This window comes from Enterococcus sp. OL5, assembly GCF_006491895.1.
In the GTDB taxonomy this organism is placed as follows: Bacteria; Bacillota; Bacilli; order Lactobacillales; family Enterococcaceae; genus Enterococcus_D; species Enterococcus_D innesii.
This window is the reverse complement of the sequence record NZ_VHIL01000014.1, coordinates 65,889-84,342: the sequence shown is the minus strand read 5'-3', so window position 1 is coordinate 84,342 and position 18,454 is coordinate 65,889. Positions and strand designations below refer to the sequence as shown.

Annotated in this window: 15 protein-coding genes and 1 pseudogene; all 16 read right to left on the bottom strand. The window is 41.5% G+C overall.

Going from position 1 to position 18,454, the window contains the following annotated elements:
• Positions 1-60 precede the first annotated feature (60 nt).
• A complete protein-coding gene (gene hisB, locus FJU10_RS15030) occupies positions 61-654 on the bottom strand; it encodes an imidazoleglycerol-phosphate dehydratase HisB (protein ID WP_140966266.1) in 594 nt (197 codons plus the stop codon).
• Positions 651-1,708: pseudogene (gene hisC / locus FJU10_RS15025) on the bottom strand (histidinol-phosphate transaminase). Before hisC ends, hisB begins: the two are co-directional and overlap by 4 nt.
• Positions 1,705-2,985: a histidinol dehydrogenase gene (gene hisD / locus FJU10_RS15020; RefSeq protein ID WP_140966265.1), complete on the bottom strand. Its 1,281-nt coding sequence runs from the start codon at positions 2,983-2,985 to the stop codon at positions 1,705-1,707. Before hisD ends, hisC begins: the two are co-directional and overlap by 4 nt.
• Positions 2,982-4,541, bottom strand: a complete 1,560-nt coding sequence (gene hisG / locus FJU10_RS15015) for an ATP phosphoribosyltransferase (RefSeq protein ID WP_140966264.1) — start codon at positions 4,539-4,541, stop codon at positions 2,982-2,984. The genes hisD and hisG overlap by 4 nt, the downstream gene beginning before the upstream one ends.
• Positions 4,542-4,827: 286 nt before the next feature.
• Entirely contained in the window at positions 4,828-6,666 is a 1,839-nt protein-coding gene (locus FJU10_RS15010) for a glucose PTS transporter subunit IIA (protein WP_140966263.1), read from the bottom strand.
• 87 nt (positions 6,667-6,753) lie between these two features.
• Complete coding sequence (locus FJU10_RS15005) at positions 6,754-8,199, bottom strand: glycoside hydrolase family 1 protein (RefSeq protein WP_140966262.1); 1,446 nt, start codon at positions 8,197-8,199, stop codon at positions 6,754-6,756.
• Positions 8,189-8,995, bottom strand: a complete 807-nt coding sequence (locus tag FJU10_RS15000) for a MurR/RpiR family transcriptional regulator (protein WP_077454010.1) — start codon at positions 8,993-8,995, stop codon at positions 8,189-8,191. The genes FJU10_RS15005 and FJU10_RS15000 overlap by 11 nt, the downstream gene beginning before the upstream one ends.
• Before the next feature lie 314 nt (positions 8,996-9,309).
• Positions 9,310-10,152, bottom strand: coding sequence for a Cof-type HAD-IIB family hydrolase (locus FJU10_RS14995; RefSeq protein WP_140966261.1), 843 nt, complete (start codon positions 10,150-10,152; stop codon positions 9,310-9,312).
• Positions 10,153-10,401: 249 nt separating this feature from the next.
• On the bottom strand, positions 10,402-10,785 hold the full coding sequence (locus FJU10_RS14990; protein ID WP_077454012.1) for a DUF7006 family protein: 384 nt from the start codon (positions 10,783-10,785) through the stop codon (positions 10,402-10,404).
• A gap of 553 nt (positions 10,786-11,338) precedes the next feature.
• A complete protein-coding gene (locus FJU10_RS14985) occupies positions 11,339-11,995 on the bottom strand; it encodes an HAD family hydrolase (RefSeq protein WP_081119071.1) in 657 nt (218 codons plus the stop codon).
• 275 nt (positions 11,996-12,270) lie between these two features.
• Entirely contained in the window at positions 12,271-12,423 is a 153-nt protein-coding gene (locus FJU10_RS19455) for a hypothetical protein (RefSeq protein WP_223273083.1), read from the bottom strand.
• Between the two features lie 167 nt (positions 12,424-12,590).
• A complete protein-coding gene (locus FJU10_RS19450) occupies positions 12,591-12,884 on the bottom strand; it encodes a hypothetical protein (protein ID WP_223273082.1) in 294 nt (97 codons plus the stop codon).
• A 252-nt stretch (positions 12,885-13,136) separates the two neighbouring features.
• Positions 13,137-14,405: a CapA family protein gene (locus FJU10_RS14975; protein WP_140966260.1), complete on the bottom strand. Its 1,269-nt coding sequence runs from the start codon at positions 14,403-14,405 to the stop codon at positions 13,137-13,139.
• A gap of 302 nt (positions 14,406-14,707) precedes the next feature.
• Positions 14,708-16,849 carry a BglG family transcription antiterminator gene (locus FJU10_RS14970; protein WP_140966259.1) on the bottom strand — a complete coding sequence of 714 codons (2,142 nt, stop codon included), beginning with the start codon at positions 16,847-16,849 and terminating at the stop codon, positions 14,708-14,710.
• A gap of 23 nt (positions 16,850-16,872) precedes the next feature.
• Entirely contained in the window at positions 16,873-17,778 is a 906-nt protein-coding gene (gene dapA / locus FJU10_RS14965; RefSeq protein ID WP_140966258.1) for a 4-hydroxy-tetrahydrodipicolinate synthase, read from the bottom strand.
• Positions 17,775-18,440: an SIS domain-containing protein gene (locus FJU10_RS14960; RefSeq protein WP_140966257.1), complete on the bottom strand. Its 666-nt coding sequence runs from the start codon at positions 18,438-18,440 to the stop codon at positions 17,775-17,777. The genes dapA and FJU10_RS14960 overlap by 4 nt, the downstream gene beginning before the upstream one ends.
• Between the last annotated feature and the right edge of the window lie 14 nt (positions 18,441-18,454).

Genomic DNA, 18,454 nt, shown 5'->3' with positions numbered 1-18,454 from the left:
CCCTTTCCTTATCTCATCCATCTGTGTGGAAGATACGTAATCATTTTTCCCCCTCATGAATCACTGGATCGTCCCTTTGGTTGAAGGGATCTCATCTGGGGCTGCTTGATTGATCGCTACTGCTTCACCTAAAGCACGCCCAAAGCCTTTAAAGCACGCTTCCACAATGTGGTGGCTGTTTTTGCCAGCGATTTGATGGAGATGGATCGTAGCACCTAATTCACGGGCAAAAGCAATGAAGAATTCTTCAACCAATTCCGTATCAAACTGCTGCCCGATTTTTTCACTCGGTATCGCCAATTCTGCGACTGCCATGCCGCGACCGCTAATATCGATCGCCGTCATAACTAAGGCTTCGTCCATTGGCAGCAGCATACTACCATAACGTTTGATGCCTCGTCGCTCCCCAAGACTTTCTGAAAACGCTCGGCCAATGGCGATGGCAACGTCTTCTGTTGTGTGATGGGCATCTACTTCTGTATCGCCATCACAAACCAACGTCAAATCAAAGCGACCGTGGCGGACAAATAATTCCAGCATGTGGTCTAAAAACCCCACACCAGTCTTGATCGATTGCTGACCAGTACCATCGATCGTCAACTGCAGGCGGATCTTGGTTTCAGTCGTATTACGGGTAACTTCTGCTTTTCTCATTCCTTCACCTCTTCTATGATCGTTGTTAACACCGTCATCAATCGTTCCATCTGGGCCTTCGTTCCTACCGTGATCCGTAAATACTCTTTGATGCGGGGCTGATTAAACCAGCGGACGAAAATATTCTGCGCTTTCAGCGCTGATACAACTCTTCACCGGCAATCGCAGGATGCCTTGCAAACAAAAAATTTCCTTGGCTGTCGGTCTGTTCAAAGCCGAGTTTCGCTAGGGCTTGCTTGCTCCACTCACGCACGCGGATCGTTGCTTGGATCTTCTCATCGACATACGCTTGTTCCTGCAAAACGGCTGCACCTGCGGCTTGGGTCAAACTATTGACATTGTAAGGATTCAAGCTAAATTTCAACCGATTCAAGTCTTGGATCAGTCCTTCATTAGCAACCGCAAAGCCTAAGCGTGCCCCTGCCAGCTGCCGAGATTTCGAAAACGTCCCCACCACTAAAAGATTTGGGTATTGATCGATCAAAGAAACCATCGAAGAGCCGCCAAAATCGATATAGGCCTCATCGACAATCACTAAGCGATCAGGATGCCGTTTTAGAAAGGCACAAATTTCGCTTTGTTCTTGATAAACCCCCGTCGGCGCATTGGGATTGGCAAAAATGACAGTCCCTTTGAGCGAATCGTAGTCCGTTAACGCGATCGAGAAATCTTCTTGCAGCGGAACAACGGTGGCAGCGACTTGATACAAGGCACTATACACTTGATAAAACCCATAGGTCACATCGGGAAAGGCGATGCCGTTTTCCGTGAAGCCTTGAAAGAGATAGGACAAAACTTCATCACTGCCATTACCGAGAAACAGCTGGGCTGGTGTAACGCCAAGATAAGCAGCCAGAGGGGTTGTCACCACTTCAGCAGCAATATCCGAGTAACGATTTAGCTTGTGGGCGGCATCGGCAACCGCTGCTTGAACACTTGGCGCTGGCGGATAAGGACTTTCATTGGTGTTCAGTTTAATAACGGCTTGCTCGTCTACTTGTTCCCCTGGTGTATAAGGAGCCAGCTTGTGATACTTTTGATGTAAAAAGGTCATTTTTCTCCCTCTCTTCGTACATTGATCGAACGGGCATGGCCGATCAAGTCTTCGGTTTCTGCGAACAACGCTACGGCTGGACCAGCCGCCTTCATGGCTGCTTCTGGGTAATACAAGTAGCTGCTTTTCTTAATAAAATCATCCACGGATAACGGCGAATAGAAACGAGCCGTCCCTTCTGTTGGTAGAGTATGATTTGGCCCAGCAAAATAATCTCCCAGTACTTCTGGGGTATGGTGACCTAAAAAGACACTACCCGCATTTTCTACTTGTCCCAACAAAGCAAAAGGATCTGCCACTGCTAATTCAAGGTGTTCTGGAGCAATTTGATTGGCAATGGTGAGTGCGTCGGTCAAATCTTTGACTAGGATCAGCTTTCCGCTAGATTCAAGCGCCGCAGCAGCAATGTTTTTACGGGGCAGTTCCTTCAGCTGCAAGTCAAGCTCTACTTGGACTTGTTCAATCAAGGCTGCTTCTGTTGTGACTAAGATGGCTTGCGCTAAGGGATCATGCTCGGCTTGTGCCAAAAGATCCGCTGCCAGCCAGCGAGGATTTGCACTGGCATCAGCGATGATCAGGACATCGCTGGGCCCTGCGATCATATCGATATCAACTTCGCCGTACACCATTTTTTTTGCTGTGGCAACATAGATATTGCCTGGTCCAACGATTTTGTCGACTTTGGGAATCGTTTCTGTCCCATAAGCCAATGCCGCTACGCCATGGGCCCCACCGACTTTGTAGATTTCATCCACTCCGGCAACGGAAGCTGCCGCTAAGATAGCAGACGGAACTTTTCCCTGGCTGTCCGTCGGTGTGATCATAACGATTTTTTTGACCCCGGCGATTTTTGCCGGCAGAACATCCATCAAAACCGTACTGGGATAAGCTGCTGTGCCGCCAGGAACGTAGACCCCGACTTTTGCTAGTGGCAAGACCCGCTGCCCCATCACAACGCCATTTTCCTTCGTTAAGACAAAGCCTTGCTGGACTTGCTTTTGATGAAATGCCAAAATGTTTTCTTTCGCCTGTTCCATCACCTCAAGTAGCTCAGGGGAGACGGCTTGGACAGCCGCGTCTATCTCCCCTGGACTGACGGTTAAGGAAGACAAGGTCACTTGATCGATTTCCTCAATTAATTGAAACAACGCCTGATCTCCTTGCTGCTGAACACGGGCAATGATTTGGGCGACAACGGTTGAAACATCCTTTGTTTCCGACTGTTTCCTTGCCACAATCGTTTCGATCGTATCTTTTTGGGTCGAAAAAATTCTCATAATTGCTCCCTCACCTTCTCAATCACTGTTTGAATGCGTTCTTGCTTGAAACGCCACGTGGCGTGGTTGATCACTAAGCGCGCTGAAGACGGCGCGATGTCTTGGATCACTTTCAAATCATTTTCTTTTAGTGTCGTCCCCGTTTCGACGATGTCAACGATCACATCGGAGAGACCTAACAAAGGAGCCAATTCAATCGATCCATGCAGTTGGATCAATTCCACCGAGCGACCTAACCCTTGATAAAACTGGCGGGTGATCTGCGGATATTTTGTGGAGACCCGCAGCGGGCGGGAGAAGTCTTCCTCGAAATCTGTACGCGCCGCTACTGCCAAACGGCAGACCCCCATATGCAAATCAAGAAATTCGATGACTTCTGCCTTGCTTTCCATTAAAATATCTTTGCCTACGACACCGATATCCGCCACTCCGTGCTCCACATAGATTGCCACATCACTTGGCTTGACTAAGAAAAAGCGCAGTTTGTTTTCTTCATCACAAAAAATCAGTTGGCGATTGTCTTTGAAAACACCTTGTGCAGCCACACCGGCTTTCGTGAACAAATCGTATACGGCATCCCCCATGCGGCCTTTAGGTAGCGCAATGTTCAAATAGCCTGAACTTTCGTTGTCAGTCGGCACCTTTTGCCCTACATGGTTGAGTTTCATACCAAACCCGATCGCCCCTTGCTCTTTGCCTTGGCGACTCATCAAGCGATCATAACGGCCGCCATATAAAATCGTCTCTCTTGCTTCTTCAATGAATCCTTGAAACAGCAAACCACTGTAATAATCGGCATCATTTAAAATCGAAAAATCCAGCCTTATCCGAATGGAGGCTGACAGTTGTTCTTTTTGCAATGCTTGATACAGTTGGTTCAGTTCTGCTAAACCAGCTTGAGCTTGCGGATATTCTGCCAGCAGCTCTTTGGCTTTTTGATACTTGGTTTCAAAATCACCTGACAAACGTACCAGTTTCGCCAATTTTTCAGCTTCTGTTGCTGACAAGCCAGCTTTTTCAGTCAGTGCATCCATGCCATGAGAACTCTTGTCCCGCAGGCAGTGCAGTACCTTTTGTCGATCCGCTTCGGGAAAGCGTTGGCAGATGCCATCCAAAATCCCCATATGGGACAGATCTAAGGTCCCTTTTCCCACCTGAGCCAAACTTTCCCACGCCAGTTTTACAACTTCCAGTTGATCTTCCCATGTGATTTGGTCAATGAGCTCCAAACCGATTTGATCGATCTTTTGGTATTCCCCTGCTTGACGATCCTGTCGATAGACATCCTCCACATAATACACTCTGCGGGCTTCTCCAGAAGGTGTATTTTTGGCAATCGACAAGGTGACATCGGGTTTTAGCGCCATCGTCCTGCCATCCGTGCCTGTAAACGTGATGATGGAAGAACCACGCAAGAACTGATCATTTTGCTGATAGTTGCGATACTCTTCAAAGTTGTTCGAGTGATAAGGGGAAAAATGATGCTGCGTATACAATTTTCTTAATTTCAGTTCGACTTGTTCGGCTGGTTTCAATACATTCCATAACTCTTCCACACTTATCACTCCTATTTCATGCCACTGATCCGACTTTTCCGTTGTTAAAAACTAAACTTTTTCATCGGTTCACCATCAGTTTTTCTAATAATACTAATGGTTTTGCCATAAATAAGCAATGGTATTTTTCGAAATATTCTGGATTTTTTAGATACACTTTATTGGTAGAAATAAAGAAAGGGCATCAAATAAAAAGCCCTGCCGAAAATTCAAGACAGGGCTTTCACTTGAAGGTATAGTTGACGTCCGCGCCTAGGAACGTGAAAAAGAAGTAATTAGGAACCCATTATTGAACTGAAAATAAATAATCGCTGCTATTTACTTTTTGCTGTATCGTCTGAGCAAAGGGTTCATGATCAGCTGTATTTGTGACAATGATGGGGATCGTTAGATCATAGCCTGCTGCACTGATTTCTTCTTCGTCAAAAGAAATCAGTTTTTCTCCAGCTTTAACGTATTGATTTTCAGCTACATAAAGAGTAAATCCTTTTCCATCTAAATGAACCGTGTCGATCCCGATGTGGATCAAAAGTTCGACACCATTCTCTCCTCTTAAGCCAATCGCGTGCTTGGTGGGTGTAGTCATAATCACATAGCCATCAAAAGGAGCGACTATAATTTCATCAGAAGGAATGATCGCCACTCCATCCCCCATCATTTTTTCCGAAAACATCGGGTCCTTGACTGCCTCAAGAGAAATAACACTTCCCGATATTGGGCTGCTAACCTTCAAAGCATCTTCGGCTTTACTCATTTGATTTGCTTGAACTCGTTTTTGTTCTAAGAGAATCGTTGTAGTAAAAGAGACACATACAGCTAGGAGAATGACGACAATTGCAAACCAAAAATTGCTATTGAATCCAGAACCATCTGTCGGGATAAAAGTCGGGATCGCAACCAGACCTGGTGAAACAACTGCATATTGTTTTAGTTGAACAAACCCTGCCATGATCCCACCTACTGCACCACCTAGAATCGCCCCTATAAAAGCACTTCGGTAGTTGATCAAGACGCCAAAAATAGCCGGCTCGGTGATCCCCATCACACCAGTCAGTCCTGAAGAAAGAGCCAACGCTCTTTTTTCAGTATTTTTTTCCGTATAAGAAATAGCTAAGGCTGATGCACCCACGGCAACGTTAGCTGCCAGCATAGCTGGCATAACAAATGAATCATAGCCGTAGTCTCCTAACATAGCAAAGACCAAGGGGAACAACGCTTGATTAGTGCCGGTCATGACTAATAGCGGAGTCATTGCTCCTAAGACACCAACTGAAAACCAGCCGAGTTTGTCGTATAAAAAGCTCAAACCACTAGCAATGTATCCGCCCACTGCATTGCCAATTGGCCCTAATACGATTAGTGTGACAGGTACGGTAATTAAAATAACTAATAATGGCTTGACGAAATACTTGATCGATTGCGGAATAAACTTATCCCCGATTCGATCCATTACCGCCATAAACAAAACACCAAATATTACAGGAATAGTCGTTGTATTATAGCTCATCGTTGGGATAGCGATTCCTAAGAAATTCAATCCTTCCACGCCATTGATCAATGAGTGGACGAGGATCGCACCTAGGAACATACCCATCAAACCATTGATACCAAGTTTTCTAGCAGCACTATACCCAATATAAATCGGTAGAAAATAAAAACCCGCATCATTGATGGCATTTAAAATCGTGTAGGTCCCGCTGTCAGCTGCAAGTCCGAAAAAGGTCACACCAATATTCAATACCGCCGATACCAGCCCAGCAGCTACCAATACGGGCAGAACTGGAACGAAGGTTCCACTGATAAAATCGACAACCAGCAAGCCGTAGTCTTTGAGGGTGCGCTTCGTTTTTCGTTCCTCCTTTGTCTGACCATTCATTTGATTTCGCTTTTCTGTAAAAATTGCATACACTTTTGGCACATCCGGACCGATGATCAGTTGAACTTCATGTCCTCTTCTCACTGTGCCCAAAATGAGTTTGTTTTCTTTTAATTGCTTGTCATCAAAAGCGGTTGGATCACTCAACTGCAGACGAAGCCTAGTGGCACAGTGATTGACTGTTTGAACATTTTCGATTCCTCCGATATTTTTTATAATATACGCAACCAGTTCATGATAGTTTGACATAGTGATTCATCCTCACTTTATTTAATAAACCGCTTTCACTAAAGTAGTTTTGGAGCGATAGAAGCTCTTTCTTCTATCGCTCATTTCTCATCCTTTTGGACGTGCTAACGCTTGACCATTTGATCGGATCACTTCTTTATACCAATAGTAAGAATCTTTCGGGATTCTACGTAAATCCAGTAACTCTTCATCAGTTGTATTGATATAGACAAGTCCATACCGTTTCGCCATCCCATTGCCCGTACTTAAAAGATCAGTAAATGACCATGGATTATAACCAAAGACTTTTGCGCCATCTTCAATCGCCAATCCGACTTGATAAATCTGATCATTTAAAAAATCGATTCGTTCTTGATCATGTACTTGTCCATCCTCACCTAGCGTCTCATGCGCCCCGTAGCCATTCTCAGTAATCACCATTGGTAAATGATAGTGGTCTTCCATATACCGTAACAAGTAACGCATAGCAACTGGATCGATCTCCCAATCCCAATCGGTTGTCTCGACAAAAGGATTGACCGTTTGCGCAAAAATCCCTGGATAATTTGGGTAAACAAATTCCCCTTTTTTCCCCGATTTGTTCAACCCAATTTCTTGATGATCGGATGCCACTGGTGACTCCTTCGCTACGTTGCTACGGTAACAATTGATGCCGAAAAAGTCTATTTTTGCATGTGCAACCAATTCCATATCCCCAGGGCGAATATCTGGGTCAATATTATTTTCTTTCCAATAACGTTTAATAAAACCATTGTATTCACGATTTGCATTAAAATCATTCCAGATTTTTTCCGTCAGTTCTTCTGCATTCATCGCTGCAATCTGATCTGCTGGTTTTGCTGACTCAGGATAAAACGGAACCATCCCAGGAACCGGGCCGATCTTGCCGTCTTCAACCAACTCATGACACGCAATCACCGCTTTTGCATGACATAGGTTCATAATATGATTGACTTTCCACTTGTCTTCAAACCAAGTCTCTGGGTATTTGCATACACCTAACCAGTCTCCATAGACAATTTGCATGTTCTGCTCATTAATTGCCAGCCAGTATTTCACACGATCGCCGAATGACTCAAAACAGGTTCTAACATATTGGTCAAATGCATCAATAATACCTCGGTCGTACCAGCCATTGAATTCTTCGTCAACCCAGACTGGCATATCGTAGTGATACAAAGTGACGATTGGGGTAATGCTATGTTCAACTAATTCATCAATCAGCTGATTATAAAAGTCAATTCCTAATTGATTGGGCACCCCTGAATTATCAGGATAGATCCTAGGCCAAGCAATCGAAAAGCGATAGGAAGTAAAGCCCGCATCAGCCATTAATTGGACATCTTCTTTGTATTTATGGTAATGATCAGCGGCGATCGAATTATCTGTATAGGGCTTTTTCTTTTTACTGTTTAAGTCGATGATCGCAGTTGAACGCCCATCTTCTGCTACAGCCCCTTCAACTTGCCACGCCGCACTTGAAGCCCCCCATAAAAAATCCTTTGGAAATAGTGGTTTATCTTTATAATGCATGCCCATTGCCTTCTCTCTTAAATTTAAGTAAATAACCATTGAATAGTAGATCAAGCACGAAATCAATGCCATACGTATAGTAAAGCAGCTCATTGATTTCTTTTTCATGTGTTTGTGAACTTAAATGATACAGTTTATCAAAATAGCGGTTATAGATCGGGTTTCTATTATTTGTAAACAAAATCGTTGGTGCCTTGACCTCTTTTAGTATCTCAAGCATGGAAGAGACGAAGAGACCCGATAGCGAAAAAACAATGATCAAGGGATCTTGGCAATGTTCCAAGGCTAATGTCAGGTCGCTCTTTGACGTTAATAGAGTAATTCTTTTGCCGAAGATAACCATTCGCTGTTGGAAAGTTTTTACACTACCGGTAATATTGCTTGAACACAAAATCATAACTTCTCGACTATCATTGATTAATCGGACAAGACGATCGACTTCTTGTGTGTTAAACCGCAGACTTAATTCTTCCATTAGCGAAGTAATATTGGCTTGAAGCTTAGGCAAAAAATCAGAGTAGCCGTAAAACTTTAGAAATTCATTGATTCCATCATCAAAAGTTTCCGCGTTTTTTTTCATATCTAAAAAGTTCTCGTAACCCAATTGTTTCGCAAATCGTCGAATGGAGGCCCGTGATACATGCTGTTCTTCTGCAATCTGATAAATGTTCCAGCGAGTCACGCTTTTGAAGTTCTCTAAGAAAAATTTAGCAAGTTCAAATTCAACCGTCCCTACTTCATTTTCGTTCACAATATGATTAAGCTTATAAATGAAATTCAATCGATTATTATCCATTTTTTTTAATCTCCCTTGGCCAAGTTTGATTGTATCTAAATTATAACGTATCCGTTTCCAAAGTTGGGGTGCATGTCTTGTCCCCAGTTAAATCTTATCTAGAAATAAAAAAAGAGGCACAGAATTCGGCTTCTGTCCCCTTCTACCTATGGTATGTTCTAGCGTCACTGATAGTACTTCTTTCTAATCAGAGTCTTCTTCACAATAATGGAGCAAAAAACTACTCTATCGGTCATTTCGCAGGTCGTCTGAACTTTGTCACTATGAAACCTGACTAGCATAAAAACGCATGTGCTAGACATGCTTTTTGGTGGCTACACAAGACCGTGCTTTTGTAACGCTTGCGCAATCCCGCCGTCTTCTGGTCGAGCCGTCACCTCGTCAGCTACTGCCAATAGCTGTTCACAGGCATTGCCCATCGCAATTCCTGTCGCAACAGCTTCAAACATTTCGACATCATTATGGCCGTCACCAAACGCCAATGTATCTTTGTTATCGATTCCTAGATGGTTCAAGAGAAAATCGATAGCTGTTTTCTTATGGATATTCTTGATGCCGATCTCGCCACTGTCTTTGCCAAAAACAGGTACCGTACTGCGAATCATTTGGAATTGATCGTGGTATTGGTCATGGACCCGTTCATAAGGAATCGAATGATTGATAAAGGAAACTTTGTTCACGTCATCATAATCAATTTTCGCTTCGTCCTCAATCAGTAAGTCAAGGAACCACTGAATAGTTTGAACGCGTTGTTTTCCTGCTTCACTTTCAACAGGCTCACCTGCCAAAACGATCTCCAGCAAGCGTTTTCGTAGATTGGTACTTGCAAATAATCCTTGATTCGATTCTAAATAATATTCGATTTGGTTTTCTTTTAAGAAATCGACCAATCTTAATAAAGCTTCTTTTTCAAAAACTTTGTGTAAAATCACCTCATCGTGTACTTCACAGTAACCACTGCCGGCACCAATCATTCCGCTTAAGGGCAGCGTCAGTACATCCTCTGTGATTTCGGCTTTTGAACGACCGGTACATAAGAAAAACTCATGTCCCTTCTTATGTGCCGCTGTGATCGCTTGGCGTGCACTTTCTGGTACGTTCCCCGCGTCATCACATAATGTTCCATCTACATCTAAAAAGACAATTTTTTTCGTCATTTCTTTCCCTCTTTTCTCACTCAATCAATAAAGCGCTCACATGAACGTACTTGCCGAATACAAGGTGTCAAGATCAGCTACTTAGATTTAGTATAACAAATCACAAGGAAAGTTCGCTAGACTATTTTAATTGATCATAAGATGGGATTCTGTTATTGTGGTCGCTCTTTCTATTCCTTTACTCCGTGTTCATCGCACTATTACTCCATGTGTTTTTTCTTGAGATGGTTGAATTTTCCTAAATTGTGCTTACTCCTCACTTAAATAAATTAAGCTCCATTTTGGTAGTTGATTGTTTTTTTGGCCTGTAAGCTCGCGATAATATGATTTTTTATCATTTTTGATCATACAAATTATTTCATGCTCATCCATACAAAACTCTTGGCATAAGTTTGTTCTACTATTTTCAAAAAGTTCCAGTAAAATTTGAATCTGCGCATCTATTGCTAGAAGTGCTTTGAGCTGAACAAATAAACTCTTTGATTGATCATAGTAAATGTGCTCAAATTCATCACAGAGTTCTTGATAATAATGGAAGATTTTTGGGTAATCAGTCAATACCCCTACACTTAGCAACACTTCTTTTGAATAACACAAATAGTCTTTCGGTTCCTTGATATTTTCTGATATCATATCCTTACTCCTTTACATCTATGTTTTTTTCGGTGAAAGTAGCGCTATCACTTCTGCTCGCTTTGATTTTCTTCCACTAGGTGTTTTTATTCGCTCAGACAAATTGAAGCTTAGCTGTCCAAAAACGACTAAAAGTGATTGGGTCCTTAGCTCTTACCAGTGCAGACACGTTAAGAAAATCAGTTACTCCTATTATAGTTTCCCTTTCGTGTCCTCTTATAATTACTTTTTATTAAATAAGAGAAATAAGAGTGAAAAAGTGGCGGACAACTCGTTTCCTTCTACTAAAAAGTAGTGCTCGAACGAAACTAGATCGGTTCTAGTAAAAAGAAAATGACTACAATATCGATAAAAATCAACAGATAGCTAAAGTTGTTGCTTCAAGGAACAAAGACACCTCCTATCCATACCAAAAAAAACCAATAATCGAATCTATCGATCATTGGTCGAAACCTTAAATATTTTGTTGGAAGAAGACGTTCAGTCCATACTATTTTATCACGCTACAGGTCAAAAATAGAATGGACTTTGGGACAGTGTCAGTAAAAATGGATCAAGCATAAATATAATCTAAAATCTCCTGCGGTGTCTCTGCCACAGCATCTGGTTTTTCGGCAGAAAGTTTTTTTGCATTGTGGCTGCCCCACGTTACGGCGATGGTTTTGACACCAGCTGCTTTGCCCATCTGAATATCAAAAATAGCATCTCCTACCATGATCGTCTTGGTCGGATCAAACTGATACTGCGTTACTAATTGATTGATTCCTTCTGGATGAGGCTTGTAGTGGGACACCGCATCTGAGCCGATGATTTCCTCAAAGAAATCCACAAGATCCTGAGCAGCCAAGTTTCGCTTGACGACTGCTGTCTTCTTACTTGAAACAACGAAACAAGGAACCTTTCGTTTATTTAAACTCTCTAAGATATGGGGAATTTCAGGAAATACTGTCAAGGTACTTTCTTCATATGTTTGGTAATAGGCACGAAAAATCCGAATCAATTCCGCTGCGACTTCTTGATCTAATGGCTGTTCTGACATTTTAAAAAATGATTTTTCGATCGGTATCCCCATATAGTGTTCAATGACTACTTCACTGGGTACTTTGAGTCCCATCTCTGTAAAAGCTGCTTTTGTTGCCTTAACACTGCACTCTTTTGAATCCAATAAAGTTCCGTCCAAATCAAATATCACACACTCAATCTTCTTCACGCCATTTCCTCCTCTGAAAGATACTACAACACTTTTCTACTAAGCACTTTTTAGATCCTGCAGTATTCCTTTTCATTACTGATTATCTCTATTTTAACACTAAAAAAAAGCATTATTATAATTTTCAATACCATCACTCATTTAATACTAATGTTTTTATATAAAAAACGACTCAATTTGAAAACAGAGTCGCTTCTACAAAATAGACTGATTTAAAGAGGTGTACTCGTGATAGAAAAAGCTTCAATACACTTCTTACCACACATTGGTTCTTTTTATTGTAAAATATAGCCTTTGCCCCAAGCGGTTCGCACCCGCTTTTCAGTATAGTCGTATTCATCTAGTTTTTCATTGATGCGTTTCGCTAATATCGACAACTGGGATTTTCTTGAGTTCGTTCCACCATTTCCCCAAATTTTCCAACACAAATCTTCCCGGTTGATGAATTGTTCTTCTCCTAAATTGTTAAAAAAGATCTGTTCTTGCAGACTAAGAAACTTAGGAAAGGATTCTTTTGTAACGGATGCTTTTTCTAATTTACGACTATTTGGTGGTAAAGCTGCTAAAAATTCTCTCAGCTCGACAAAAGAGCGATTCAGGTACGTGGCATTCTCAGCTTTGCAATCATACCTTCTTGTTCACGATCCCCTGCCAAGATGCGGACGATCCGCTGTTGATAATGAGGAGCCAATGTCTGATTGATCAATAAAAATTCTGGATCAGCAATTGTTTCACTAACAAATAAACAGTCAAATAACTTGGCGCTTTCTATCAACCACTCTTCCTCTTTCGTAGTTCTCCCTACGAATACTTCATGACTCAACATCTGTAGCTCCCGCTGCAAATCAATCTCATATGATATGTTTTTTGTCAGTATAATAATTCTCATGACACATCCTGCTTTCATTCCCCATTTATTCAGAAATCATTTACTGAATCCATTCGGACTCATTTCTGAATGCTTTATGTTGACATTATTACTTATTTTTATCCGCTTGAGGTGTCATTTTTTGTTCATAAATGCTGATATGGTGTCATGTTTTGTGGAAAGGATCAACGTTCATTTCATAATTCGTTTTTTCGATAACCTATAAAAAACAACCGTTGTCAGATTGCCGTATTTGCCATTTTGAGTTTCTCATCACTGCTCCCACTTCAAATCCAACAGTTCCAGCATTTCATGGTAGGCGGTTTCGATTCGCTGGCGCTTTTCTTCAGGGACATTTTTGGCATATCGCCCATCTGGCAGATAATCTTCAGCAAGGCAGACTTGAAAATCAAAGGCCTGCAAGACGCCGTATGCTGGATCATAATAGGTACGATCAGGGATCGGTTCTTTGGAGACCCAAGTTGGATGCAAGGCAATCTGGCTTAAATAGGTCCGCTGCCCTTCTTTGGAGATTTCAACTTCTGGAATGACGCCTCGTTCGGTCCAATAGTTGTTATTGACGGTTTCATAACGTTGATTCGACAGTAAGTTCCCCATTGAGTAAATGATAAATTTCTTTTCGCCGTCCTTTTCGATGATTTCGGTTGGTTCTGCTACATGCGGATGGCCGCCGAAGATAATATCAGCACCAAAATCGATCATCTTCCGATAAACAGTTTGTTGTTCTTCCGTTGGCTCTAAAGAATACTCGACACCAGACTGAGGCATCACGATGGTGATATCCGCCAAGCTTTCCGCTTCTTTGATCTCTGCCTCCACTTTATCTAACGACAAGTCTTTCAAGTAGGTATCATACTCTGCTTGAGTTAAGCTTTCTTCAAGGCCATTGAAGCCGTAGGCATAAGCCAAGAGAGCAACTTTGATCCCGTTGACTTCTTTGACCAGGATTCCACTGTTGTCGACCGTGACACCAATCGTTGCCAAGCCTTGGTCGTGAAAAGCAGCCGCCGTCGTTTTGATTCCTTCGATCCCCGTATCTAAAATATGGTTATGGGCAAGATCGATCACATCAAAGCCCGCGTCTTTGATGCTGGCAACAGCATCGATAGGGGCGTTGAATAAGGGAAAACCGCCGAGCGGTTTATTAGGATTGATGGTTCCTTCAAAATCACCTAAAGCAAGGTCCGCCGATGCAATCAACGGGTTGACCTGCTCAAAATCGTTGTCAAAATCATAACGCTTTCCGTCGTAAGCGCTTAAATAAACAGGCGTATGATAAAGCATATCACCACTAGCTGTCACTGTGATGGTTTTTATTGCTGGCTTTGTTTCGGTAGAACTACTTGTTTCTTGCATTGTTTTTGTCGGTTTTGTCGACTCTGCTGTAAGACGCTGTTCGGGGATACCTATCGCTTGAATCACTAGATAAATCACTCCAAGTGTGATTGCCAGCAGCGCTACACTTAACCCCGCAATGATCCGCTGCCTTTTCTGACGCTCCCGTCTTCGTTGTTGTCTCATACCCTCACCCTTTCACTCTGCTTTATCAAAAATCTATCTTCGTTTACGTTCTACCTAGATTCCCTGCTTCCTTCTCTGCGAGTCCCACTAAATAATATCTTTTTATTAAATAATTATACTATACTTATCAGCCCTTTAATAGGTCATTTTACAAAGCATAAAAAAACAGCCCGATCGTAATCGAACTGTTTCACACATCTCTTAGCAGTGGATTCCTCTAAAATCATTCCTGCAGGTCTGTGTTGTCTAAGGTCTTGTATCATTTAGTATCTTAGGCTACGATTTTTAGCTAAGGATTCTTCTCATTCATCATGAATGATAGACTTCCGATCATATATGGACTCCGTATCCCCTGTACGTAAAAGCTCTACAAACCATTGATAAACTGTTTCCGGACATTCATGTTTTTCTAATTCTCGAAAAAAGTCTTTGGATTCAATAAGGGTAATAAACTGAGTCATCGCATTTAGATGCTGCTTGCTGTCTAACGCAGAAAGAGTAAAGATGTACTTTACAGGAATCGTTCCTAAGACATATACTTCAGATTCTAATGTTGTCAATCCCATGCCAAGTTTTTTTGCACCTGCTTCAGGAACCGTATGCGGTAAGGCAACTTGATCGAATATCACCATATAAGCACCTTCTGATCTGGTTTGTTGAATGATCGAATCGATGTAATTTCTAGTGATGATCTTTCTTTCAATCAATGGATTGGCTGCGAGATAAAAGGCCTCTTCCCACGTTCTGGCTTTTTTGTTTAATTGTATCAATTCTGGACGCATCATATCCAACAGCATTGCAGGTTCTTTTGACTTTTTCTCTTTTTGAGACATGATAGATGCCGTTGGCGAGCAGGTCTCTTGTACAAATTTCTCTAGATGATGTCGCAGAGCTGACTCGCTAGTAACTGTTGAATATTGTTGAATAATTTGCATCAAGCCGTCGATCGTAACAGTATTGGGCTTGATACTTGTACTGGTTTCAAATTTGACATCTAAAAATAACTGGGTTCGTTCCTCGTAAGACATGATCGGGTTTACTACAAAAATCGGTTTGTTTAACGGATAAAGTTGAAAGTTGGGTTTTGTCGTAAAAATGATATCGTACGACTGATCAAATGAATATAGTTCGCTTGTTTCAATCGGTCCCAATAAGATAAAAGAGGGAAAGATTTCCTTTAATTCATTGTAAATGATTGCTGAGCTTCCAATACCATTTGGGCAAACAACGACCCCCACTTTTTGTTGCACCATATATTCTTCAGAATTCCTGATCAAAAGCGCAAAGTGCATTGTTAAAAAGGCTACTTCTTCATCTGGAAGCTTTGAATCAAAGCTATCACTGATTGGTCTCAAGGTTTCTTTTACGATCTGATAAAGATCATTATATTTTTCAAAAATTTTCTCCTGCATAGGATTGATGATCGGTAATCGAAACAGCATCCGGAAATAGGTCGGTCGAAAATGACTATATAACTGCTTGATGACAGAGTGTTTATCCTTGAAACGAATACCTGAAAGCAATTCAAATCGCTCGACGATTCTTTCTACCAAGTCAATGATGACCAAATTTCCTTGAAGCCATTCCTTTTCATTTCCTAATGCCATTCCCAGGACCCACCCACAGAGGTAGTTCTTTTCTATACTATTCATCACCCCTGCGTTTTCTAAAACTTCTTCAGCAAAGCGATACTCCTTCATTTTTACTAACTCATGATCATTAGAAAAGGGCTTTAGATCAAATTCATTCAAGCCCATTCTTGGGTATAAAAAAATAAGGATATAGTTCAATTCAATCAACCTATTTTCAACTAACTCTATCGCATGTTTTTCTAAAAGAAGAGAAAGATAGGTGTCCTGCTCATCCGCCAATTGTATTCGTTCGTTATGAATAAAGTAACGGTAAATAAAATCATCGTCCTTGCTAGTCACATCTTCCAAAATCATTCGAAATAAAGCGTAACGAATCATCAGTTCATCACCTGCTAAGTGATACCCCTCTTTTCTCGAATAACTGATTGAAATATCGTACCCATGTAATTCCGCTTGTAATTTGCGCAGATCACTCATAAAGGTTGTTTTGCCGATTTTTAACGCATCTAAAAAATGGTTGACCGACAGATAGTCTTTCTCGTAGTAAAAGAGCGTCAAAAAGATATATTTTCCTCGTTCTTTTGAACTCATCTCATAATATTTAAACATACGCTCACGTAAAAATGACTCCAACAAATATTCCTTGCTTTTCTCAGGAAGTCGAATCACACTTTCCTTATTCACGCTAAGTGGTAGTTTTTGGGCAGATAGAAACTGGTTGATTTTATCAATGGTATACTCTATTTGAGTGCGGTTCATAGAATAATTCCGCTGAAGATAATCGTAACTGATGGTTGGTTTTTCAATCAGAGCCATCATCATCTTTCTCGTCCTATAGTCAATTTTTACCATCAATATTCCCCCATTTCTGCAGCCTACTGTTCTACTTTCAATGTAAATCCTTCCGCTTGTACATATTTTTGAAGCACTTGATCTACTTGCTGCTTTTCTTCTTTAGTAAGATCTAGAACAGGCAGTTTCGGTAACCCAACATCCTGTCCGATTGCCCGCAAACAGTATTTCAGCCCAGACGGAATCGTTGAGCATTTGCAGGCTTCTCTAAAATCATCAATACTTGCTTGTGCTTGCAGCGCTTGTTCTATGTTTCCAGCTACAAATTGTTCATAGATCGCCACATCTGTTTTCGTCACAACATTTGCGGTTGAAGCCACAGAGCCATCTGCTCCTAACTGTAATGCTTCTAAAATCTTAGAGTCGCTTCCCATCAGCAAAGAGAAATCCTCTCGATGATTTAATTCAAGATAGCCCTTGAAGTTTTCTAGATCACCGCTTGAATCTTTTATCCCAATAATCGAGTCAATTTTGAGTAATTCCGAGAAAACATGACGATTGATGAAATTTCTAGTATTTGGCGGAATATTGTACAAAATGATTGGTAATGTCGTTTGCTCAGTAATCACACGGTAATGATGAATCAGCTCCTCATCGGTATACTTCAAAAGATATGGCGTTATGATGGAAGCAGCATCAACGCCGATTTTTGCAAACTCATTTACTAATTCAATCACTTTATTCGTTGCGATGTCTCCGGCACCTGCAAATACTGGTACTCTGCCCGATACTTCATCGACAACGATTTTTGCAAACTGGATTTTCTCTTCTTTGCTTAAGGTATGAAATTCGCCATTGGTTCCTAAAATAAACAACCCGTGGACACCACCAGCAATCAAATGCCTTACAAGCTTTCTGGTGCACTCTTCATTGATGCCGTTCTCATTTAATGGTGTGACCATTGCTGGTATAATTCCTCTGATTTTCATTGTGTAAGCTCCTTTTTTGTCGTTGCTCCTAAGCTTCCCCCTGGATGCCATTTAAGGTAATCTTCTAAATTGATTTCTTTTGCTTCTTGCAGCAACACCGACAGAATCTGCAGCTGGATCATTTGGGCAATCACAGAGGAACGTGGCGGTTTATTCAATGAGTCCCCTTCTTGGGAAACATAAGAAGACAATGTGACTTCAGCACAGGAAGCTAGGGAAGAATCTTCATTTCCTGTTACCGCTAAAATTACAGCGCCATTAGCTTTTAAGGTAGCAAGCGCATATTCTAATTCTTTGGTATTCCCACTATTACTTATCGCAATCACTACATCGCCAGCCACGACTTGTCCTGCCGATCCGTGCACGGTTTCGGTTGTGTCTAAAAAATAGGCGGGTGTACCGACAGATGAGAAAAGTGAAGCTGCATAGCCTGCTACATAGGAACATTTTCCCACGCCGGTTACATGAACGCGCTTATGATTTTTTTCTGCATGGAGAATAAGTTCTTTGGCCTTCACCATCTGTTGATAGACTTCTTCGTCTTCAAGCCGATAAAATTGAGCATCGCTTTGGGCTTTTAAATTCGTACTATATGCAAACAAAACGTTTTTTTCATTCAATACAGATTTTCCTTTCTTATAGCAAGGAGAAATGGTATTCATCCTTCTCCTTGCTA